At 59.4% G+C, this 22,801-nt stretch carries 19 protein-coding genes; 11 read left to right on the top strand and 8 right to left on the bottom strand.

Annotation, left to right across the window (positions count from 1 at the left end; translation table 11 throughout):
• Positions 1-11 precede the first annotated feature (11 nt).
• Together ahpC and ahpF are read left to right on the top strand one after the other, a co-directional pair.
• Positions 12-575 carry an alkyl hydroperoxide reductase subunit C gene (ahpC, locus tag QEH57_RS03370; RefSeq protein ID WP_309005266.1) on the top strand — a complete coding sequence of 188 codons (564 nt, stop codon included), beginning with the start codon at positions 12-14 and terminating at the stop codon, positions 573-575.
• A 140-nt stretch (positions 576-715) separates the two neighbouring features.
• Complete coding sequence (gene ahpF / locus QEH57_RS03365; RefSeq protein ID WP_309005265.1) at positions 716-2,290, top strand: alkyl hydroperoxide reductase subunit F; 1,575 nt, start codon at positions 716-718, stop codon at positions 2,288-2,290.
• Positions 2,291-2,315: 25 nt separating this feature from the next.
• Here ahpF and QEH57_RS03360 read toward each other — a convergent pair whose 3' ends face one another.
• From QEH57_RS03360 to QEH57_RS03345, 4 genes are all read right to left on the bottom strand, one after another.
• Complete coding sequence (locus QEH57_RS03360; RefSeq protein WP_309005264.1) at positions 2,316-3,347, bottom strand: hypothetical protein; 1,032 nt, start codon at positions 3,345-3,347, stop codon at positions 2,316-2,318.
• Between the two features lie 40 nt (positions 3,348-3,387).
• A complete protein-coding gene (locus QEH57_RS03355; RefSeq protein ID WP_309005263.1) occupies positions 3,388-4,206 on the bottom strand; it encodes a class I SAM-dependent methyltransferase in 819 nt (272 codons plus the stop codon).
• A gap of 212 nt (positions 4,207-4,418) precedes the next feature.
• Complete coding sequence (locus QEH57_RS03350; protein ID WP_309005262.1) at positions 4,419-5,465, bottom strand: phytase; 1,047 nt, start codon at positions 5,463-5,465, stop codon at positions 4,419-4,421.
• Between the two features lie 91 nt (positions 5,466-5,556).
• Positions 5,557-8,376, bottom strand: a complete 2,820-nt coding sequence (locus QEH57_RS03345; RefSeq protein WP_309005261.1) for a TonB-dependent receptor — start codon at positions 8,374-8,376, stop codon at positions 5,557-5,559.
• 478 nt (positions 8,377-8,854) lie between these two features.
• Here QEH57_RS03345 and QEH57_RS03340 point away from each other — a divergent pair, with 478 nt between their 5' ends.
• On the top strand, positions 8,855-9,484 hold the full coding sequence (locus QEH57_RS03340; protein ID WP_309005260.1) for a hypothetical protein: 630 nt from the start codon (positions 8,855-8,857) through the stop codon (positions 9,482-9,484).
• A gap of 136 nt (positions 9,485-9,620) precedes the next feature.
• Here the strand turns inward: QEH57_RS03340 and gcvH are convergent, their stop codons facing one another.
• The 3 genes from gcvH to erpA form a co-directional block, all read right to left on the bottom strand.
• Complete coding sequence (gene gcvH, locus QEH57_RS03335) at positions 9,621-10,004, bottom strand: glycine cleavage system protein GcvH (RefSeq protein WP_309005259.1); 384 nt, start codon at positions 10,002-10,004, stop codon at positions 9,621-9,623.
• A gap of 102 nt (positions 10,005-10,106) precedes the next feature.
• Positions 10,107-11,210, bottom strand: coding sequence for a glycine cleavage system aminomethyltransferase GcvT (gcvT, locus tag QEH57_RS03330; RefSeq protein WP_309005258.1), 1,104 nt, complete (start codon positions 11,208-11,210; stop codon positions 10,107-10,109).
• Positions 11,211-11,461: 251 nt separating this feature from the next.
• Positions 11,462-11,776, bottom strand: coding sequence for an iron-sulfur cluster insertion protein ErpA (gene erpA / locus QEH57_RS03325; RefSeq protein WP_309005257.1), 315 nt, complete (start codon positions 11,774-11,776; stop codon positions 11,462-11,464).
• Positions 11,777-11,998: 222 nt separating this feature from the next.
• On the opposite strand from erpA, the gene rpoN reads away from it, so the two are divergent.
• Both rpoN and QEH57_RS03315 read left to right on the top strand, forming a co-directional pair.
• The gene (gene rpoN, locus QEH57_RS03320) at positions 11,999-13,459 is read left to right on the top strand and encodes an RNA polymerase factor sigma-54 (RefSeq protein WP_309005256.1); all 1,461 of its coding nucleotides are present in this window, start codon (positions 11,999-12,001) and stop codon (positions 13,457-13,459) included.
• A 6-nt stretch (positions 13,460-13,465) separates the two neighbouring features.
• Entirely contained in the window at positions 13,466-14,122 is a 657-nt protein-coding gene (locus QEH57_RS03315; protein ID WP_309005255.1) for a trimeric intracellular cation channel family protein, read from the top strand.
• On the opposite strand, the gene QEH57_RS03310 is transcribed toward QEH57_RS03315, so the two are convergent.
• A complete protein-coding gene (locus QEH57_RS03310) occupies positions 14,119-15,387 on the bottom strand; it encodes a flagellin (RefSeq protein WP_309005254.1) in 1,269 nt (422 codons plus the stop codon). The genes QEH57_RS03315 and QEH57_RS03310 overlap by 4 nt on opposite strands.
• A gap of 200 nt (positions 15,388-15,587) precedes the next feature.
• Between QEH57_RS03310 and QEH57_RS03305 the strand changes: the two genes are divergently transcribed.
• From QEH57_RS03305 to QEH57_RS03280, 6 genes are all read left to right on the top strand, one after another.
• Positions 15,588-16,190 (top strand): HD domain-containing protein, encoded by a 603-nt coding sequence (locus QEH57_RS03305; RefSeq protein ID WP_309005253.1) that lies wholly within the window; start codon positions 15,588-15,590, stop codon positions 16,188-16,190.
• A gap of 37 nt (positions 16,191-16,227) precedes the next feature.
• Positions 16,228-17,079 (top strand): hypothetical protein, encoded by an 852-nt coding sequence (locus tag QEH57_RS03300; RefSeq protein WP_309005252.1) that lies wholly within the window; start codon positions 16,228-16,230, stop codon positions 17,077-17,079.
• An 80-nt stretch (positions 17,080-17,159) separates the two neighbouring features.
• Entirely contained in the window at positions 17,160-17,579 is a 420-nt protein-coding gene (locus tag QEH57_RS03295) for a DoxX family protein (RefSeq protein ID WP_309005251.1), read from the top strand.
• A 37-nt stretch (positions 17,580-17,616) separates the two neighbouring features.
• Positions 17,617-19,905 carry an MBL fold metallo-hydrolase RNA specificity domain-containing protein gene (locus tag QEH57_RS03290; protein ID WP_309005250.1) on the top strand — a complete coding sequence of 763 codons (2,289 nt, stop codon included), beginning with the start codon at positions 17,617-17,619 and terminating at the stop codon, positions 19,903-19,905.
• A gap of 79 nt (positions 19,906-19,984) precedes the next feature.
• Positions 19,985-20,851 carry a DUF3108 domain-containing protein gene (locus tag QEH57_RS03285; RefSeq protein WP_309005249.1) on the top strand — a complete coding sequence of 289 codons (867 nt, stop codon included), beginning with the start codon at positions 19,985-19,987 and terminating at the stop codon, positions 20,849-20,851.
• A 222-nt stretch (positions 20,852-21,073) separates the two neighbouring features.
• Positions 21,074-22,774 (top strand): NADPH-dependent assimilatory sulfite reductase hemoprotein subunit, encoded by a 1,701-nt coding sequence (locus QEH57_RS03280; RefSeq protein WP_309005248.1) that lies wholly within the window; start codon positions 21,074-21,076, stop codon positions 22,772-22,774.
• The last annotated feature ends 27 nt before the right edge of the window (positions 22,775-22,801 follow it).

Here is a 22,801-nt window from a genome sequence, read left to right as displayed (position 1 = left end):
GCTTCCAATTTATGGCAAAAATCAACAGCACTATTCCTGAATTCACAGCGCAAGCTTTCCACAACGGAGAGTTCATTACCGTCTCCTCCGATGACGTGAAGGGCAAGTGGGCAGTATTCTGCTTCTACCCAGCGGACTTCACCTTCGTCTGCCCAACCGAGCTCGGCGACCTCGCTGACCACTACGAAGAACTGCAAGCGGCAGGCGTAGAGGTGTATTCGGTTTCCACTGACACGCACTTCGTCCACAAGGCTTGGCACGACGCGTCCGAGACCATCAACAAGATCAAGTTCCCAATGATCGGCGACCCAACCGGCGCCCTCACACGCGGCTTCGACGTCATGATCGAAGAAGAAGGCCTCGCCCTGCGCGGCACTTTCGTAGTGAACCCAGAAGGACAGATCAAGGTAGCCGAAGTTCACGACCTCGGCATCGGCCGCTCCGCCAAGGATCTCGTCCGCAAGGTTAAGGCAGCCCAGTACGTCGCCAACAACGACGGCCAAGTTTGCCCAGCCAAGTGGGAGCCAGGCGAAGAGACCCTCACGCCGAGCCTCGACCTCGTCGGCAAGATCTAAGCCGTATCCAGTCTTTCAAACAGTCCCCTTCGCCTCCACGCGAGGGGGATTTTTTTCGACCCTTTCCTGCAGGGCTGCCGCTCGCGGCACGCCGCAGACCACAGCTACAGCCTACCGCCTAACTATCGAAGGCCCATAAAATGAAGCTCACTCCGCAAATTATCGACACTCTCAAAGCCTACTCCGAGAAGCTCACGCGATCGGTGCAAATCAAGCTCTTCGACGGCAAGCACTCCAAGCGCCCCGAACTCGTGGACATGCTCAAGCAAGTCGACTCCGTGTCCGACAAGATCGACTTCATCTACAGCGAAACCGGCTTCAACGTTCGCGAAGGCCTCACCTTCGAAATCCAAGCCGACCACAAGCCCACCGGCATCCGCTTCTCCGGCATTCCCGGCGGACACGAGTTCAACTCCTTCGTGCTCGCCTTCCTGCAAGCCGGCGGCATCCCCGTTAAGCTCGACGACAGCATCATCCGCCAAGTCGCCGCCATCGACACCGAACTCAGCTTCGAAGTCATCGTCTCCCTCGACTGCCACAATTGCCCGGACGTCGTGCAGACGCTCAACCAATTTTCCATCATCAACCCGCTCATCTCCTGCGAGATGATCGACGGCGCCACCCACAAGAAATTCGCCGAAGAGCGAAACGTGCAAGGCGTCCCTACCGTCTTCCTCAACCGCAAGCCTTTCTCCAGCGGACAAATCAACGCCGCCGAGATTCTCGAGAAGCTGGCCAAGATCGTAACCGTCGCCCCCGTGGCCGCCGTCGCCGACGACACCCTGTACGACGTCACCGTGGTGGGAGGTGGTCCCGCCGCAGCCGCAGCCGCGATCTACACCGCTCGCAAGGGCCTCAAGGTCCTCATGCTCGCCGAAAAGATCGGTGGCCAGGTAGCCGACACCATGGGCATCGAAAACCTCATCGGCATCAGCAAGACCACCGGACCGGAACTCACCAAAAACCTCCGGGCCCACGTCGAAGCCTACCCAGTCAAGATCCGCGAGGAAGTCCGCGTCAACGGACTAGCCAAAAAGGACTCCGGCGACTGGCAGCTAAGCCTGACCAGCAAGGAAACCATCACCAGCCGCACCGTCATCCTCGCCACCGGAGCCAAGTGGCGCGAGCTGGGCGTGCCTGGCGAAAAGGAAAACGTGGGCAAAGGCGTCGCCTACTGCCCGCACTGCGACGGTCCTTTCTTCAAGGGCAAGGACGTAGTGGTAGTCGGCGGCGGCAACTCCGGTGTCGAAGCTGCTCTCGACCTTTCCGGCATCGTCAAGAGCGTAACCGTAGTGGAATTTCTGGATACGCTCAAAGCGGACAAGGTATTGGTCGACCAACTACAGGGTACCGCAAACGCCACCGTCATCACCGGCACCGCAACCGAAAAGATCGAGTCCGACGGCAAGAAGGTCACCTCCATCATCCTCAAGGATCGCGCCAACGGCGAAACCAGCGAATACCCGACCGACGGCGTCTTCGTGCAGATCGGCCTCGCCCCCAACAGCGCTTTCGCCAAGGACGTGGTCGCCACCAACAAGTACGGCGAGATCGAAATCAACACCCGCTGCGAAACCAACCAAAGCGGTCTCTTCGCCGCCGGCGACGTCACCACCGTGCCCTATAAGCAAATCGTAGTCTCCATGGGCGAAGGCGCCAAAGCCGGCCTCTCCGCCTTCGAGTACCTGCTCAAAAGCGCCAAGACCGAGAAGTAGTCTCCCGCTGCGCTGCAGGACTTCCTCAAGCGTGCCGCAGGTCCCAGATCGCGCGGCATTTCTTGACCAAGCGCTTGAAGGCTTCCGGCGTGATAGCTTGCTTCGGGTCGTCGCCCAATCCGCCTAGCGGATCGATGTTCGACTCGATGCAAAGCCCGTCCGCCCCGTAGGCTACCGCTGCCATGCTGCACGCTTCCACATAGGTCGACTTCCCGACCGAGTGCGAGGGGTCGACAACCACCGGCGCCCAGGTCTTCTCCTTGAGCAGCGGAGTGATGCACTCGTCCGGATGGTTCCGGTAGCCTTCCATGCCCGGCAGGGTCCCGCGCGGACAGAGGATCACGTTGGGATTGCCAAAGGTCACGATGTACTCGGCCGCAGAAATGAACTCATTGATTGCCCCGATGTGCCGACCGCGCTTGAGCAGCACCACCGTATCGCGACCGGCAATCGCCTTGCCAATCTGCCGCAGCAGCGAATAGTTCAAAGCGTTGCGCGTACCCACCTGCAGCATATGAACCCCGGCGTCCACCGCGATGCGAAGCTGCTCCTCGTCCATCACCTCCGCGTTGACCGGCAGCCCCGTCCGCCGCGACGCTTCCATCAAGATATCGAGAGCCTTCACGTCTCCTTGATACGAATACGGATTGGTACGCGGCTTCCAAACACCGCCCCGCAAGGCCTGCACGCCCGCTTCCTTCAGGGCGTCCGCCGTCTCGTAAAACTTGTTCGGCTCCTTCGGATCGACCGTACAATGCCCGCCGATGAAGAGCAGCTCCTTGCCTAGCTCCACCCCGCCGAACACCACGCGGTGGTGGTTCAAACCGGAGCGGATATCGAGCAACTTGTGCGGCGACTGGATCGTATCCACCCGGTCGACGTAAGCCAACCCTTCCAGACGATTGATCATGAGCTCGTGGCGCTCGTCTCCAACAATCGCATACACGTTTTGCCCCGCCCCTTCTATGACATGGATCGTACAATCGAAATCCTTCACGATGGAGAGGATTTCCTTTAACTGGGCATCGCTTAGCTTCGGCGTCTTCGGGATAATCATACCCCTATCCTAGCCGCCTTCTTCCCGATCTCAAATCGGACTACGCCTTTTCGAAGAGGTAAAACTCGTAACGCTTCACTTCGCTGAAGCGCTTGGAATCGAGAAGCGGCAACTGATCCTCCATCTTCTTGATCTTCTTGCGACCGAGCCACTTCACGCACTTGTAGCAAAAGCTGTGCTTCTCCCGAAAGCGCTCCGTAAACATGTCCACCGCCATCAGGATCCGATCCGCAATCAGCTTGCCCATGTCCAGGGTCTTGGCTGCCTCGTGGGTGATGTCGCGCTGCTGCACGATCGTATAGCCATTGTCTTCCGCCGCCTTCAGGAAAGTCGCCCGATCGTGCCCGCTCTTGGAGAGGATTCCCGCTTCGTGGTCGACCACGAAATAGTCGCACACCATCAGGTGGCCGCCGGGCTTGAGGGCCACGCCCGCGTTTTCGAATACGCGGTTCACCGGGATGTACTGGCACGATTCGCTCATAATAATGCAGTCGTACTTGCCGGCTTCCGGTTGGAAGTCCTCGAACTTGTAGTGGTGAAACGGTACCTTCAGCTTCTCCGCGAAGTAGCGCTTCTGGTTGCGGTCCGGTGAAAGCCCTTCCACCTCGTAGCCGCGCTTTTGCAGGTTTACGCACATCTCTCCCGTTCCGCAGCCTACGTCCAAAATCGTGGAACTCCCCTCAGGAATGCTATCGAGCAAGTAGTTCTCGTAGCGTTCCTGCGCTTCTTTGAGCGCCTCGAACGTCAACTCGTCGTCGTCGTTCCAAATTCCGTAGTGAAGTCGCTCGAGACCGAGCACGTCGCGGTAAAACCTCAAGGCGGTATCGTTACTCGCCTTTTCGGATCGGGATTCTGCCATATATGTGGGGATAAGAAGTTGTGGGGAGGAGGAACAGCAAGGCCGTGACCCTGCGCTTGTTCGAGAGCGAAATAGACTAGCAGATGCCATGCCTTGTAAAGGCTTTTCCCGTAATGGAATCCTATAAGGCACCCTTGCTGCTCGGCTGGAACGACAAGAGACCGTATCCTCGCAGGGGATACGGTCTCCGTAAAAGCGCTGCTGGGCCTGGCCTAGTCTCGCGTTTTCAAACCTAGGCCACGAATGATCTCTCCGAGGTCGAAGGCCGAGATCGCGCGATCGTTGTCGCAAGCGTAGAAAACGCCATGCGGATAACGAGGCAACGGCTTCTGGCTCAGCCAAATGCCATCCGTATTCAAGGTCCGCTCCCCGGAGAAGGAACCGAGAAACTCCAGGCTCTCGCGATCGAAAACATGGTACCAGTTCTCGATCTTCCCTTGATCCGTCACGATCCAGTAACCCGACTTATCGGTCACCTCGTACAGGGCGATCCCTTCGACTTGGTGCTTAAAAACGCCCTGCCCGAAGGTCTTTCCCGTGAATCTACCCTCCAAATCGTAGACTTTCACCTGGCGGCCTTTCTTGTCGTCCTCCAGCTCCTCGGCCACGAGGAGGCGGTTATGGATCGGGTCGCCGTAGATCGATTCGACCACGTACAAGCGGCCTGCCCCAGAGGTGGCTCCAAAAGCGGCCTCCCATTCCGCATCCGCGGTGGAGCCTGCCGTTTCCAGCAAGTAGCGGTTTATGCGGCGGTTCAGGTCCTTGTCGGCAGGGATTTCCTCTTCCGCCGTCTCGTAGTTGTCAGCCACATACACTGCGTACTCGCCTCCGCCAAGCGGGCGAACGTAGAGGCCGTAGGGCTTTCCGAGCTCCTCTTCGCCGAAGGTGGCGATCCCTACCATCGTCGGCAGGTACACCACCTGCACGCGGCGGTTGTCGCGCTCGACCACCAGCATGTAGTCGTCCACCACCCAAACTCCGTTCGGTCGATTGAACTGGCCGAGCTCGGAGCCCAATCCGCCTAGACGGCTGAGCATGGCTCCGTTTTCCGCGTCGAACACGTTCACGGAGTGCCCCGCCTTGCTGGTCGCGAAAAGCAGGTTCCTGCCGTCGGGAGCGTGCCAAACGGCGGGAGAGTCGATGTTCTCCCGCGATTGGTCCGTCGTGAAAAACGTCTCCTTGACGACGATCTTGTTAACTTCCGCCTCGCTCGCCGAGAGGGCGCAGAGACAGATGCATATACCGATAATATTCTTCATGAATCTATAGAAAAAGACAAAGGGCCGCCGACCGCATGCGAAGCGGCCGGCGGCGATTAAAGCTTAAACGGGTCGAGCTGAATCGATAGCTCTAGTAGTGCCAGCGGAAACCGATGTTGGAGCTCCAGCCGTACTCTTCGACTTGTCCGTTACGCTCCGGCGCGCCGTTCGGCGACTTGAGGAACACGCGGAAAGGCTCGTCCGTGACGTTTAGGACTTCCGTGTAGAAGGTCCAGTTTTCCGTCGCCCGATAGCGGAAGGTCAGGTCGATCTGGCTGAAATCGTCGACGTAAAGGTCTTCGTAGATGTCGCCACCGATCGCTTCGTCTTCACGCAAGCGCTCGCTGCGCCAGTTCATAGCCACGCGGCCGAAGAACTCGCCCTGCTCGTAGGTGAAAGCCAAGTTACCCACCGTGTCGGACTGGCCGACGAAGGGTACGTTTTCGTCCTCGCGAGTCGGATAGATCGCCTCGCTGTCCAAGAAGGTCACGTTCGCCATCAAGCCAAAGGCCTCGAAGGCATCCCCAAGGAAACCGAGCTGCTGCTGGTAGGCCAACTCAAGCCCCTTGATCTCGCCCGCGCTGCCGTTGCTGAACGTAGTTATTTCCTCGATACCGTCGAAGGCGGGATTGTCGCCCAAGATCGCGCTAAACATTTCCGGATTTTCGTCACGCTCGTAGCTTTGCTCGAAAGAGAAGTTTTCGATATCCTTGTAGAAAACCGCTGCGGAAACCATGCCGAGAGATGGCAGGTAGTACTCGACCGAAGCGTCCCAATTGGTGGACTCCAAGGTCTTCAGGTTCGGATTTCCAATCTCCATTTCATCCCCGTCGTCGTTGATGAAACTGCGGTATGCCGTATCCCCAAAGCTAGGACGAGCCAAGGAGTTCGACCAAGAAGCGCGGTAGACAATATTATCAGTGGCGTCGTAGCGATACTGGAAGCTGGGGAGGAAGTTGTCGTAGTCGTTGCTAGCCGTGATTTGGGAAACGGATTCCGAGTCCTCCAGGAACTCGTAGCCACGGGTCTTGAAATCGGTTTGCTCGAAACGCGCTCCCGCGATGAAGCTGGATTTGCCGACCGACCAGCCAGCCATGCCGTATACCGCCAGCACGTCTTCTTCGGAATTCCAGTCGTCCATGGTGCTGTCCTCGATTACTCGCTCGGAATCGAAGGAGGATTGGTTGCCGAAGAAAGCGTCGTTCACCTTGGCCGGATCGATACGAGGGGCCTTCAAGAAAGGATAGTCCGTTACGCTGCCGGCAAGATTGGCGAAGGTAAAGGAATCCGGTCCGCCGTCGAACTCGATCAGCTCCGCTTCGCTGCTCTTCTCCTTCGTACGCAAACGCACGCCGAACTTAAGGTAAGACTGAGCGTCGCCGGCAAAGTCGTAGCGAGCATTGAGAGCGAGGTCCAAGGAATCCTCCTCGCCCGACTCGTTCGTGAGCTCGATCTTGTCGAACTCGTCGTAGGTGGCCGCTTCCAAGATGCTCGGACCCGCGACCTGGGTAACGGTGAAGTCGTATGGATTGGTAAAGCTGTAGCCGAAGCTCACATCGCCTTCTCCGCGCTCGAACTGAGTAGAGGTTTCGTTGGGACGCGTTTCCTCGCCCTTCGAAAGTCCGGCGAAGCCGTCAACGGTCCAGCTGTCGATCAGCTTTTCGAAGCCGACGATGGCCCCAAAAACTTCTTGGTCCTTTTCGCGTTGGCGAAGGCGGCGCGAAAGCCCTTCTACGTTTTCAACGGTACCGGAACCTTCGGCCAGCGCCGTGAGTTCCCCGTCTTCGAAAGGAATAATGGTACGGTAGCGATTTTCAGTATCCTTGAAATTGCTGTAGCTGGTTCTTAGATACACCTTCGTTTCGTCGTTCGGACGCGACTCGATCGAAGCGGTCAGCCCCTTGCGCTCGCGCTTGATTTCGTATTCGCGAAACTGAACCTCAGCAGGCGTGTAGAAACCGGTGTCCTCGTCCACGTCCCACGCGTCCGCTACTTCGTAGTTGTGGGATCCATACTCGCGCGTCTGCAAAGAGGGAGCTACCAGGAAGCCCCACTTGCCGTCCTCGGAGATCCAAGAGCTCTCGCCATTGAACTTGTGGCTCCAGTCTCCCGTGATGTCGGAATAGGTCATCTGCAGTCCGACCTGAGCCCCAAAAACGTCGCCATCGAAAGCGCTCTTCGTCTTGATGTTCACCTTGCCGGCGATGCCCTCGGCATCCATGTCCGGAGTCGGAACCTTGGTCACTTCGATCGAAGAAAGCATGTCCGAGGAAACAACGTCCAAAGCAGTCGCCCTCTCGCCTAGGTCCGCCCCCGCAAAGGCCGCCCCATCGAGCTCGACCGAAGTGAACGTGTAGTTCAATCCGCGCAGAACCACATAGCGTCCCTCGCCTTGGTCGCGATAGAGGGCAACGCCTGGGATGCGCTGCATGGACTCCGCCGCGTTCTGGTCGGGAAAGTTGCCGATCTCGTCCGAAGCTACGATGTTGCTCAAGGAGTCGGCCGCTCTCTGGCGGTTCAAAGCGCGGGCCGAACCGACCAAGGTTCCTTGCACGCGAAACGAATCCATTTCGACCACGTCGCTAGCGAACTTTACGTCCGCCCGGATCGTTCCAGTCGTCGGAACCTCGACGTACTTCTCGCTCGCATCGTATCCGAGATACGAGACGCGCAGCATCTTCTTGCCGGCAGGGACGTTCGTAAGCACGAAGTTTCCCTGGTCGTCCGTATAAGCCTTCGCGTCGGTATTCAAAACCTGGACCAAGGCGCCGCCCAAAGCGAGATCGACGAACTCGTCGGTCACGCGGCCAACGATCTTCGCGCTCTGAGAGTAAGCGACGGTAGCGCCTATAAATAGGATCGCAAAGAGACGACAGGCGCCTCCCAGAAGTGACAATGATGATATTCTCATGTTTGTAGTAGTTTGAGCTAAGACAGGAAAACTCAGGAGCTGTGAGGCCGTCACATGGCTGTCAATCGAGCTCCCGCAGCGGCGCCGTTTCTTAACCTTTCCGCCTTCGCTCCGTCACATTCCTCCCCTGTCCGTCACAAAACCGCCCTCACGCTCGCCTTCCCCCGAGGCAGCCTTCCCCAAGCCTCCACCGCTCTTAGGCGCCCGGCCCAGCGCCCATGAGCGCTTTCCGCAGAATCGCCGCCGCGGCTCCCAGCGAAGGGGAGCCTTTCCCCGAGCCAGGGGTAGCACCGTCCCCCATTCCTCCCCTATGACACCTCGATTCACTCTTTTTTAAAAACGTGAGAACGCAGATTCCGTCCTGCAAATGTCGATACAAGGAAGACCGGCCCCTTCGAAGCAACGGATCCCTCCCAAAACGGATACGCCGAAGGCAAGCTCCGCGACAAGTAGTCGCTTCCAACCCAACGAACATCCAATGATAGTCGATCTACCGAAACCAGGAGGCTTTGCCTCCCTAACCTCATCCAGCCCTAAGCTGGACTCAGTGCCGCTCGGCCGAGTCTTGCGTGGACTCGCCGATCGACTCTCAATCGAAGCCCCGGAATCCCTCGATCGGACGCTGGAGCTTTTTCTGGACGAGCACGAACGCTACGCCAACGCTACCCGAATCGCCAGCCTCGACAGCGCCCAAGCTCTCAAGTCTTGGGCTGCCGAACGTTTGCCAGCCATCGGTCTCTCCTACGGCTTCTGCAACCGCATCGACCAGAGCAGCGCCAAGGCCAACCTCGACGAAACGGCGCCGCTCAAGCTGGTCGAGTTCGCAGACGACTTGAGCCTGATCGCCAGCTACTGCCGCAAGCTCGACGAGCTCAAGATCGACGCCGCTCCCCACTCGCATGGCTTGTGTTTCCGCTTCTTCTTCCGCGGAAGTTCTTCCGGCGAATCCCGGGCCAAAGTCGAAGAGGAAAGCATCGCCCGCCTCCTATGCCAAGGAAGCCGCGACAACTCCCTCAAGAAGCGCGTCTTCGCTACCGACACCCAGATCGAAGCGGAATGCGTCGTGCTGCGAAAGAAGGTGCGGCTCGGGTTCAGCCCCCTTTTCTAGCGAACCAAATACGGCCGCCTACGAATCTCCTACGGTCCCAGCTCCAAGCGGGACCGTTTTTCTTTTCGGTTCATCACCCCAAAAAAGCCCGAGGCGCATCGCCTCGGGCTTTTCCATAAATTCAATTCTCGCGCAACTAGTCCTTCGCGATCTCCTCGTAGGCCGCAGCGTCGAGCAACGCCTCGAGGGAAGCGGCATCCTTGACCTTGATCTTCATGATCCAGCCGTCTTCGTACGGGGACGAGTTCACGCTTTCCGGCGAATCTTCCAGAGCCTCGTTCACCTCCAAAACCTCCGCATCGACCGGCATGTACAGGTCCGAAGCCGCCTTCACGGACTCCACCACCCCAAAACTTTCGCCCGCATCGAAACTGTCTCCCACTTCCGGAACTTCCACGAAGGTGATATCGCCCAAGCTGTTCTGAGCGAAATCGGTGATGCCGATAATCGCCTCATCCCCGTCGAGGAGCTTTAGCCATTCATGGTCTTTAGTATACTTCAGGTCTGCAGGGATACTCATTTTCGGATCGAAGGTCTTGCTATATTGATTAGAGGAAAAAGGGATCGGATTCGCGAATCATCGACAGCGACTTGCCCGCCGACAAGTTCCAAATCCAAGAAATCAGGCTTGCGGATTCAAAGGCAGAAACGGCGGACGGGTCCGTTCGATCGGGTAAGCCTTGCCTCGTAGGTCGACCGCCAGCTCGTCCGACTTCGCCACCGCTGCCTTGACCAGAGCGGAACCGATCGCCTCGTTCAGAATGGGCGAAAAGGTGCCGGACACCACCGTACCCACTTTCTCTCCACCCGCCACGATATCCGTGCCGGGGCGCGCGATGCGACGCCCGCCCGTCTTGAAAAAGATAACTTTCCTGTCCGGCCCCGCCGCCTTCTTGGCCAATATCGCCGCCTTGCCGATGAAGTCGCCCTCCTTCTTCAGGCTAACCGTCCACATCAAATTCGCCTCGACCGGTCCTACGGCATCGTCGATCTCGTGCCCATAAAGTGAATACCCAGCCTCTAGGCGAAGACTGTCGCGAGCTCCCAAGCCCGCCAGCATGAGCCCCTTGGGAGTCCCCACCGCGAGCAAGGCTTCCGCCAACTCAGCCGTGCGATCCGCGGGCACGAAAAGCTCCACTCCCACTTCTCCGGTATAGCCGGTGCGGCTCACGAGGCAGGGCACGCCCGCGACTTCGCCTTCCACGAAACGATAGTAACCCAAGCCCGAAAGGTCCGCCGCGCTGAGCTCGGCCAGGATTTCGAAAGCCTTGGGGCCTTGCAGGGCGATCAACCCGAAGGAATCGGAAACGTCCTCCAAGTTCACATCGAAGGCCGCCGCCTCCTTGGCAAGCCAGGCCAGGTCCTTGTCCACATTGGACGCATTCAAGCAAAGCAAGTACGAGCCCGCCGCCTTGCGATAGACCAGCAAGTCGTCCACCACTCCTCCGTCCGGACGGCACATCAAGCTGTAGAGAGCCTTGCCGTCATCCATTCCGGATACGTCGTTCGTCAGCACGTAGTTCAGGAAGGCTTCCGCTCCAGCGCCCTCCACCGTAGCTTCGCCCATATGACTCACGTCGAAGAGGCCCGCTGCGGCGCGGGTCGCCTTGTGCTCGTCCACGATACTCGTGTACTGAACCGGCATTTCCCAACCGGCGAAGTCTACCATGCGCCCACCGTGAGCGACGTTAAAATCGTAGAGAGGAGTACGCTTTGCGTCTGACATGCGCGTATCTAGTTTGGCCCTCTTTTCCAAGGCAAGGACGAAGCGCCCGACCTGTGGCCGAGGACCTCCCCTCGCGACTCGCTGCAGCTTGCACCACGCCGCAGCGCCGAGATACTGCAAAAAGAAACACGCTCCGACCCCGCCCCGCCAGTCGCCGCTCTAGACTCCCCAGCGCCCGCCGAACGAAGAGCCCACAAAAAAGCGCGACTCCTCGAGCCGCGCTTGCATCAATACTATCGAGCTTCGAAAGCTTAGCTGAAGGACTTGCCGCAACCGCAAGTGCTTTCCGCATTCGGGTTCTGGATGTCGAAGCCCTTGCCTTGCAGGCCATCGTCGAAGTCGATCTTGCTGCCTTCCATGTAAGCAAGGCTGGCCTCGTCCGTGAGGAAACGCACCCCTTCGCTCTCCAGCACCTTGTCGTCCGCTTTCTGCTCGTCGAACGACATCCCGTACTGGAAGCCCGAACAGCCTCCCGACTCCACGAAGACGCGCAACAGCTTACCTTCGCCAGCGTCCTCCTGAAGCTCCTGAACCTTTGCCGCAGCTCTTGGTGTTAATGTGATCATGCTGCGATCCTCTAGCCACAACCAGCCCGCTGTCAACCACGCGAGACGCTGAGGAAGCCTTTCACGAGAGATTCTCTAGCATAAATCGTGCTCAACCAGCTCAAGCGGCTTGCATTTGCTAAAAAAAACTCTTTCACTCCCTTCCGTTCGAGACGTTCTGGCTAAGCGAGCCATCTCGAACGAATCCGATCTAACCCTTTCTTAAAAGCACCAATCCAACACATGGCCGCGCAAGGTTTCAACCAAGAGTTAAGACAGAAACAAACTCAATCCCTCGTACTCGCGCCCCAGCTTCGCCAGTCGCTCAAGATCCTGCAGGTCGCGCAGATGGATCTGCGCACCACCATCCTGGAGGAGCTCCAGACCAATCCCTCCCTCGAGGAGATGTCCATGGACACTCCGAGCTTGGACGAGCCTTCCTCCAACGACTCCGAATCCAACGATCCCAAGGACGAGCACTCCCAGAGCGAGGAGCTGGAGTTCGGCGAAAACTTCGAGATCCTCAACAAGCTCGACGAAGACTGGCGCGACTACATGTCCCAAGTCGGCGGCGCTCAAAACTACACCAGCGAGGACGCCGAAAAGCGGGAGCACTTCTTCAACTCCCTAGTATCCGAGACTTCACTACAGGAACACCTGCTCGACCAGGCCTCCCTCGCAGACCTCGAGCCAAACCAGCGCGAAGCCATCGAATACCTGGTCGGCAGCATCGACAACAGCGGCTTCCTCTCGACCTCCCTTTCCGACCTGGCCCTGCTCTCCGGGCTCTCCCTCGGCGAAATGCAGGAGGCCCACAACATCCTGAGAACCTTCGAGCCCACCGGCATCGGCGCCTTCGACGTGCAAGACTGCCTGCTCATGCAGCTCAAGGCCAAGTTCCGCGGACGCTCCATCGCCGCCGAAATCATTCGCGACCACTTCAAGCTGCTCTCGCGCCGCCGCATCCCCGACATCGCCCGCCGCATGGGCATCGACGTCGAGGAGGTGCAGGAAGCGATCGAGGAAATCGCCCAGCTCGACCCCGCTCCGGGGCGCCGCTTCGCCGACGACACCAACCGCTCCATCATGCCGGACGTCATCGTCGAATGGGACGAGGACAAGTGGAAGGTCACCCTCAATTCCGACTACATTCCCCGCCTGCGCATCAGTCCCACCTACAAGGAGATGATCGCCAAGGGCAGCGTCTCGAAGCAGGAAAAGGAATACATCCAGGAAAAAATCCGCTCCGGCAAGTTCCTCATGAGCTCCATCGAGCAGCGCCAGCAAACCATCGAGCGCATTGCCAACGAGATCATCAAGCTGCAGAAAGACTTTTTCGACGAAGGCGTCTCCAAGCTCCGCCCCTGCACCATGACCCAAGTGGCGGAAATCGTAGGAGTTCACGAAACCACCGTCTCGCGCGCCCTCGCCAACAAGTACATGCAAACGCCGCACGGCATCTTCGAAATGAAATTCTTCTTCACTCCGGGCTACAAAGGCTCCGACGGGGAATCCATTTCGAACACCAGCGTCAAGGACATGATCCAGCAGCTCATCGCTGCCGAGGACAGCTCCAAGCCTTTGAGCGACCAGGAAATCGTAACCCGACTCCAGGAAAAGGACCTCAAGATCGCCCGTCGTACCGTGGCTAAATACCGCGAGGAGCTCGGCATCCTGCCCAGCAACCTCCGCCGCCAGTACTAGAAAGCGATGCTTGCGGAGCTCCTAGCCGCCTCCCACCTCAGCCACAGCCTGACCTACTACCTAGGCCTCATCGGCGTAGCCGTGTTCGCCATCAGCGGCGCCCTCGCCGCCGATCGCAAGGGCTCCGACTGGATCGGCGTGCTGTGCCTCGCAGCCGCGACCGGGCTCGGAGGCGGCAGCATCCGAGACGTCCTCCTGCGCCGCGAATCCGTCTTTTGGATCGCCGATACCGCTTACCTTTGGGTCGTGGTCGGCGCCACGGCCTTCACCATCATCTACGTCCGCTTCCTCAAGCCGCCGACCAATGCCTTGCTCTACGCGGACGCGATCGGGCTCGCCATGTTTTCCATCCTCGGAGCCAAGATCGCGGAAAGCGCCGAAGTGGCCCCCTCCATCGTCGTGCTCATGGGAGTCATAACCGGCGTAGCAGGGGGAATCGTACGGGACGTGCTCGCCAACGAAATCCCCCTTATCTTCCGTTCCAGCGAGCCGATCTACTCCGTCTCAGCCGCAGCCGGCATCGCGTTCTACCTTGGCTTGAAACACTTCGGCATCCCTTCCCAAACCGCTACCCTCGCCGGCGTGGCAGCGATCGCCCTGACCCGCTTCGCCGCCATCATCTGGCGCATCCGGCTGCCGGAGTTCACGATTACCAAGCGCTAGCCGATCAGCTTCAAGGCCACCTGCTGGCTCTGGTTCGCCTGGCTCAACATCGACGCCCCCGCTTGCTGCAGGATGTTGAAACGGGCCAAGGCGGTCGACTCGGTCGCCACGTCGACATCCAAGATGCGACTGTTCGCCGCCGAAAGGTTCGCCCGGTTGACCTCCAGCTGTTCCTTGGCGTACTGGAGGCGACTTTGCTGGGCGCCGTTTTGCGAACGGTAAGTGGCCACGCTTTCGATGGCTCCTTTCACGTCGCTCAAGGTGAGGGAGTCCAGATTCGAGGCATTCGCTACGTCCGAAGCGTCGCCCGCCGGAGCCGTGCTGCGCACGCTCAAGTTGCTGACCTGCTGCAAGCCCGAAACCCCGCCGATCCCCTCCAAAGACAAAGGCCCATCCAAGGTCCCGACCCCGGAAATGGTCTGGCTCGGCGTCGAAGCACCATCGACGAATACGTCGATATTGTCGCCGTCGTACTCCATCCTGACATTCTTCGATCCCGTTTCGTTCACTCGGGAATAAAACTGAGTCCCCGCAATCGAGGCGCTGAACACCGCCCCCGTCACCCCGTTCTGATTGATGTCGAAGCTAATCTCCATTGGTCCGGAGAAGCTGGTCTTGGTCTCCGCCGCCACGATCGCGCCCGTCCCTCCGTCCAGAGAAATCGTTCCGCCCGATATCGAAACCCCGCCCCCGATTCCGCCTACCTTGCTCGTATTGAAGGCATCCCCGTTAAGCAATGGATCCGAAAAGTCCGGAAAGAGGGACGCCCCGATCCCCATCAGATCCACCGCCGCCAGCTCGACCGAAGCTCCTTCGCCGTCGATCGACGTCGAAACATCCAGCGACACCGTATTAAATAGCGACAGTCCATTGAACTTCTCGACCGACAAGGCCTGCAGCTGCTCCTGCAGGGCTTGGAACTCCGTCTCGTAGTTTTCCTTGTCGGTAGCGTTTTTCGTCACGTCCTCCGACAAGACCTTCAACTCGCCGATGCGAGAAAAGATTTCGTTCACGGCTCCCAAAGCCCCGTCCTGAGTCTGCAAATACGACATCGCATTCGAAATAGTCCCGCTCGCCGCCGCCTGACGCTTGATCGCCGCCCCCATCTGCATGGAAACAGCCAAGCCGCCCGCATCGTCCGCCGGAGCCATGATACGGCTTCCGCTCGAGAGCCGACCCAGGCTCTGCTGCAGATTCGAGCTGACTGTGGATAGGTGGTCCCTAGCCAAAGTCGCCGATTGGTTGGTTAACAGCGAAATAGACATTCTCAATCCTTGAACTTCACGCGACTTCCTTGCCGCGGCTAGAGGTTGCAGCTCAGCAACCCCTAGGCACTACTTCGGATATTAGCTGAATTACTTTACGCGAAACATGAGGATTTCTCCAAAACGTTTCTAAGGTCCATTCCTAGGCATCCCTACTTTTCCCTTTGCTTCGGTACTTTCGAATTCATTTCCTCCCCCACATGTCCTCCCACTCGAGCCGACTCGCCCAGCAAATGGCCTTCATCATCGAAGCCGACAAGCTCAAGAACATCTTCCGCCAGTCCTACATCAGCGACCGATCCCGCCGCGAAAACGACGCCGAACACTCCTGGCACCTTTCGCTCATGGCCATCACCCTCTACGAGCACGCCAACGATCCCAACTTGGACCTGCTCAAGATCCTACGCATGGTCATCCTGCACGACATCGTGGAAATCGACGCCGGCGACACCTACATCTACGACGAAGCCCACAAGCAGGACCAAGCGGAACGCGAGCAGAAAGCAGCCGACCGGCTCTTTGGCCTGCTGCCGCCCGACCAGGCCACCGAATTTCGCTCCGCCTGGGACGAATTCGAAGCCGGAGCCTCCCCGGAGGCGCGCTTCGCCAAAGCCGTCGACCGCCTCCACCCCATGCTGCTCAACTACCTCGCCGGCGGCATCACCTGGTCCAAGCACGGCGTAGTTGCCAGCCAAGTACGCGCCATCAACCATAAGATCGGAGACGGCAGCGATACCCTTTGGGAATACGCCCAAGGGCTCATCGAAAAAGCCATCGCCTCCGGAACCCTGCCCGACGCCTAGCCTCCTCAAAGCCCCCCTCTCAACTCGCTGCCCGCCCATGCAAATCGGTTCCCTTCGATTCTACGCGATCGGCTTCTACTGCCTGCTCCTCCTCAGCGCCGCGCTCGGGATCAAGCTGCTCACCCTTCCCTCCGCCCCATCCCCGCAAAACCTACCCCCAACCACAGACGCAGCGCCGCGCCCCTCGCCCTCTCCGATGCCCACCTCGACGCGACCCCAAACCGGCACCTCCTTCGCAACCGCCAACAGCGACAATCCGCCGCTCAGCCTCGAAGAGAAACTCGAAGTGCTCGTCGAGCTCGAAAAACACCCATCGGTCGACGTGAACATTCGCGTCATAAATTTCTTCGACGGCACCATCAAACAGGAAACCGCCGAACTCTTCGACATCGATCCAGCTCAGAAACGTCGACTCGATCAACTCTTCGCCGATACCAAGCAAGCCCTGCTCGAAGAACGCATAAAACACTCCGAGACTTCGAGTCGAGAAGACGGCAGCCTTCTCGTCCAACTCCACCCCTTCCTCGAAACAGGCGGGAGCATTCTCGACAACTTCTATTCGGAGATGGAAACCTTATTCGGCTCGGAAAAACTCAACGCTCTCGAGCGGATCGCCGGAGAACAAATCGACAACCATTTCCACCAGTTCGGCGCCGAAGTAGCCCAGTACAAGATCTGGGCCCAGCTAGATCCCCAAGGCCGCAAACGCATCATGTACGAACGCCGCGCCGATCGAGAAAACGGATACTCGACCAACTCCGGAACCCTTGCCAGCTCCTACCCAGCCCAGTACCAAACCACCGAAAACGAAATCCTCCCGCTGCTACCGCCCGAAATCGTTGCCCGACTCCACGAGCTCCGCATTCTCGAAGAGAAGCCCGAGGACTGAACAAGCAAAACTCCCTCATTGCTCTTCCCGCCCGACTCTGCTTTTATCCTTCGCAACAAAGACCCTTTTCGATCGCAAAAATGAAATCTCCCCTCGCAGGCCTCAGCAAATTCGACTTTATCGGCGTCCTCCTTCTCCGCATCGGAGTAGGCGCCTTGCTCGCCTTCCACGGTTACCCCATCCTCACCGGAGGCGGAACCGTATGGGCTGACGTCGGAGAAGGCGCCGCAATCGCCAGCCTGCCTGCCAACTTTTTTGAATACGCCGGGCTCGCTTCCGGAATCGTCCAGTTTCTCGGCGGCATCCTTCTCATCATCGGCATGTTCACCCGCGGTACCGCCCTGCTGCTAACTGTGATCGTCGGTTTCGCCCTCGCCAACCACATCGCCGCTTCCTCCTTCCAGCTCAGCTTCCTCGCCCACCTCCAGATGACCCTAGCCCTGCTCGGCCTCGTATTCATCGGACCAGGACGCCTCAGCCTCGACCGCAAGGGGATCTAGGCTAGCCTCCACTTCTACAGGCATCACCTTTTCCACCGTGGGCTGGCAAATCGAGCAACGCAACGGGCTCTACCTTCCCGAGCTCGACTGGCACCTCGACGCGCGCAAGCCCGTCGCCCGCTCCTTCGTTTCCCACGCCCATTTCGACCACATGGGCAAGCACCAGAGCATCCTCTGCAGCCCGCCCACCGCCAAGCTCATCCAGCAACGCCTCCCCGGCGAACGGAAATGGCTCATTCGCGAGTTCGGCGAAACCTTCGAGCTGGAACCGGGCGTCAAAGCCTGCCTCTACCCCGCAGGCCACATCATCGGATCGGCCATGCTCTGGCTGGAAAAAGACGGTCGCAGCTTCCTCTACACCGGCGACTTCAAGCTCACCCCCGGAATATCCGCAGAACCCTGCCAGCCCGTTCCAGCCGACACCCTCGTAATCGAAACCACGTATGGACTTCCTCGATACACCTTTCCCCCGGAAAACGAAGTCTACGCCGACATCGTACGCTTCTGCCGCGAAACCCTAGAAAACGGGCACAGCCCCGTACTCTTCGGCTATAGCCTCGGCAAAAGCCAGGCCATCCTCAAGTCGCTCACCGACCAAGGCTTCGAAGTCATGCTGCATCCCGCAGCCCACAAGCTCACCCGCTCCTGCCAGAAGCTCGGCTGGAAGTTCCCCAACTACCTCCCCTTCGACCACCGCAACCAGAGCGGCAAGGTCATAATCTCGCCGCCCCTCCCCAAGAAATCCGAATGGATCCAGAGTATCCATAATGCCAAGACAGCGATGATCTCAGGCTGGGCCATCGACCCGTCCTCGACCTACCGCTACCAGTGCGACAAAGCCTTCCCACTCTCCGACCACGCCGACTACCTCGACCTGCAGAACTTCGTCGCCAAGGTCCAACCCAAGGAAATATTCACCGTCCACGGCTTCGCCAAGGAATTCGCCGCCACCCTCCGGGAACAGGGTTACCAAGCTTGGGCCCTCGGCCGCGAAAACCAGCTCGGACTCGCCATCGACGCCGTCGCCCCCGCTCCCGACGCCCCAGCGAGCACGCCCAGCGCTCCAGCCACGCCACTCGCCGAAACCCTTCCCAGCGACTCCTTCCAGCGGCTCGCGGAAACCGCCGAAGCGCTCGCCCAAACCGACAGCCTGCAACGGAAGCTAGAAAACCTGGACGCCCTCCTGGCCCCGCTCGACAGCGACAACGTCGCCCACGCCCTCTCCTTGCTGGATAGGCCCAGCCCCACCGTCCTCAACGAACTGCCGCCCAAACTCGTCAAGCAAAGCCTCATCTTCGCAACCGGCTCCACTGAGGCCAAGTTCAAGAGCCTGTATCACGATTTTCGCGACAACCGAAAAGTGGCTCGCGTCCTTTTCAACCAAAACCCAGCCAACCCCAGCCGTACGCTTTCGCAGCTCGTCTCCTTCCTCAAAACGCTGAGCTCCGCCCCGAATCCCATCTTCAAGCAGTCCCTGCTCAGCGAACAGTTCCGCAAGCTTTCCCCCGTCGAAGGCTGCTACTTCTTCGACTACCTCTGCGGCAATTCCCCGTGCGGGCTCGACTCGACGCTCCTCTGCCAAGCCATCGCAAACCGCTACCAGCTCGACGCCGACACCGTGGAGGCCGCCTACCTGCGCAGCGCCTGCCTTGCCTCCGTCTCCCAAGCCGCCGCGCGAAACGAGCTGGCAAGCATCCGCATCCAGCCTTTCCAGCCGATCCTGCCGATGCCCGCACAAACGGAGCCTACCCCCGAAGCGGTCATCGAAAAGCAAGGGCTCTCGCTTTGGGCCGAGCAAGAGCACGACGGCATCCGCTGCCAGATCCACAAGGACCGCGAGCACGTCGACCTCTACGACCGCAAGGGCGAACGCGTCACCCACCTCTTTCCCGAGTTCGTGGACGAAGCCCGCAAGATTCCCCAACACTTCATTTGCGACGCCGTCGTCGTGCCGTGGGGCTACGAAAAGCCGCTGCCGCGAGCCGAGCTGGACAAACGCCTCAACCGCAAAGCGGAAGAACTCTTCCTCGGCGAGGAAGTTCCCGTGATGCTCTGGCTCTTCGACCTGCTTTCCCTCGCCGGAGAAGACCTGCTGGACCGCCCCCTCGAGCAACGGCGCCAGCTTCTCGACACCTTTTCCGTCACCCCGAAGATCCGCATTACCCCCGTCCTGCCGCTGCTCGGAGCCGACCAAGTCGAAGCCGCCCTCGCCCAAGCCGCCCGCGCCGGAAACGCCGGCCTCGTATTCAAGGACTCCCAAAGCCCCTACAACCCCTTGAGCAAATCACCGTCCTGGCTAAGGCTCCCCGCCAAGCCCTGCGACTAGGCTTGCAGAAAGCGTGGAACTCCCCCACACCGCAGGCATCAAAAATCCTCGGACAATCCGTCTCTCCAACAGCCGAACCATGTTCAAGAATTTCAGCCCGCTCCTCCTAGCCGCCAGCCTGCTCCTGCTCGCAGCTCCCCCAAACCTCCACGCCGGATTCGGCAACGACGCCTTCGAGGACGATCCCAAGCTTCGCCAGGAAGACAACCTAGACTGGCCCGAGGTCGAATTCCCCTCCGCAGAAGTCCGTGGACGCGGCTTCAAGGCCGGCGAATCCTTCGAGTACCGCGCCCAATGGGGTTGGTTTCGCAAAGCCGGACGCATCGCCTTCTCCACCGAGGAAAGCGACGATCCCGACCAGCCTGCCCTCATCGTAAAAACCGAAACCGCCTCCGCCGGCATGATTCGGAAATTCTACCCGATGACCCTGGTCGCCACCACCTTCCTCGACGCCGAAAATTGGCGCATGCTCCGCAACGAGACCAAAGGCAAGGTCCGCTCCGAAGAGAGCTCCACCGTCACCCTCTTCGACTTCGAACGCGACCTCATGAACTACGAGGACATCCTCGAGCCCGAGTACAGCCACATCCGCGAGCTGCCCTACGATTGCCCCGTCGACTACTCCTCCGCCTTCCTCCAGCTCCGCGGCATGGACCTCGCCGTCGGCGGGACCTATCCCATCTTCGTCAGCACCAAGGGGAAATTCTACTACGCCGTCCTGCAAGTCATGGAAATCGAGGAACTCGACACCGATATCGGCGAGGTCGAATGCTTCCGCCTCGAACCCATCAGCTCCTTTCCCGTCAGCAAAGTTTTCCGCGAAGGCGGAAAAATGGCCGTCTGGATCACCACCGACGAACGCCGCATCCCCGTGCGCTTCGACGTGAAAACCTCCGTCGGCAACGCCTCCATCCGCCTCGAGGAATACAAGCTCGCCGACGAATAAGCAACCGTCCGACGCCCTAGGCAAATCGCGCGCCTCCGCCCCGTCGCTGCTACCCTTTCGCACCTCGCAGGCGACGGCATCTCGATCGCTCGCCCGCTTCCCACGCAGCCGAAACAGCCTTCCCTTCGTCCAAGGAAAAGGGCCTGCAAGCACGCACTATTAAGAGAGAAGCAAGGCAATTAACTTGCCATCTAAGCCCTCGAACCTAGAACCGCGCGAATCATGAGTTCCGCAGACGCGACACCAAAGCTCGCCAAGAACGAGTACCTTAAAGAGGAGAGCAACAATCTCCGCGGCAACCTAATGGAAGAGTTGGCCGACAACAGCACCGCTGGCATTACCGACGATTCCGGGCAATTGACCAAGTTCCACGGCATGTACGTGCAGGACGACCGCGACATCCGCGGCGAGCGCCGGGCCAAGAAGCTCGAAAAAGCATTTTCCTTCATGCTTCGCGTACGCCTGCCGGGCGGAGTCTGCTCCCCCGAGCAGTACCTCATGATGGACCAGCTTTCCACCGACTACGGAAACCACACCATCCGCCTCACCACCCGTCAAACCTACCAGCTGCACGGCCTTCTCAAAGGCAACTTGCGAAACGTCATCCGCAACATGGACAAGGTCCTCATGGACTCCATCGGAGCTTGCGGCGACATCAACCGCAACGTCATGTGCCAGCCCGATTTCAAGAAGACCCACGCCCACGCCAAGGTCTACGAGATCGCCAAGAACATTTCCCTCCACCTGCTGCCCAAGGGCAAGGCCTACCGCGAAATCTTCATCGACGGCGAGAAGTACTCCGGCGAAGTCGAAGAGGAACCCATCTACGGCAAGACCTACTTGCCTCGCAAGTTCAAGATCGGCGTAGCCATCCCGCCCACCAACGACATCGACGTATTCTCCCAAGACCTCGGCTACATCGCCATCTTCGAAGGCGAAAAGCTGCTCGGCTTCAACGTCACCGTCGGCGGCGGACTCGGCACCACCCACGGCAACGAAGCCACCTACCCGCGCGTCGGCGACGTCATGGGCTTCTGCACCCCCGACCAAGTCAACCAAGTCGCCGAAGCCGTCGTGCTCGCCCAACGCGACCACGGCAACCGCGTCGACCGCAAAAACGCCCGCCTCAAGTACACCATCGACCGCATGGGACTCGCCGCCTTCAAGGCCGAGGTCGAGAAGCGCACCGGTTTCGCCCTCGGCGAAGCCAAGCCCTTCGAGTTCACCACCATCGAGGACGACTACGGCTGGAACCAAGACATCAACGGCAAGTGGTACTACGTGCAGTTCGTCGCCTCCGGCCGCATCGTCGACAAGGACGGCGTCAACCTGCGCACCGCCTTCCGCGAGATCGCCAAGATCCACAAGGGCGACATCCGCCTCACTCCCACCCAGAACCTGGCCTTCTGCGGGATCGACGAAGCGGATAAGGCTGCCATCCAGAAAATTCTCGACGACAACGGCGTCGCCGGCCCCGAGAAGCTCTCCGGCCTGCGCAAGAACGCCATGTCCTGCCCAGCCCTGCCGACCTGTGGCCTCGCCCTCTCCGAGTCCGAACGCTTCATCCCGGAGCTGCTCGACGAGTTCGAGAAGGTCCTCGACGAAGCGGGCCTCACCGACGACTCCATCAGCATCCGCATGACCGGTTGCCCGAACGGCTGCGCTCGCCCCTACCTCGCCGAAATCGGACTTATCGGCAAGGCTCCCGGCAAGTACAACCTCTACCTCGGCGCCGCCTACAACGGCATGCGACTCAACACCCTCTACAAGGAAAGCATCAAGGCCGAGGAAATCGTCCCCTCCGTGGAACCGCACCTCAAGGCCTACGCCAAGGAGCGCCAGGAAGGCGAAGGCTTCGGCGACTTCTGCGTACGCACCGGCGTCGTCACGCCTCCGAGCAAGTACACCGTCGGCCAAGACTAGCAGGAGCCACAGACGTCACGATTCCCA

The organism is Pelagicoccus sp. SDUM812005 (assembly GCF_031127875.1).
Taxonomy (GTDB): domain Bacteria; phylum Verrucomicrobiota; class Verrucomicrobiia; order Opitutales; family Opitutaceae; genus Pelagicoccus.
The sequence above is the reverse complement of the archived record's forward strand: the minus strand, read 5'-3'. Positions and strand labels throughout refer to the sequence as shown.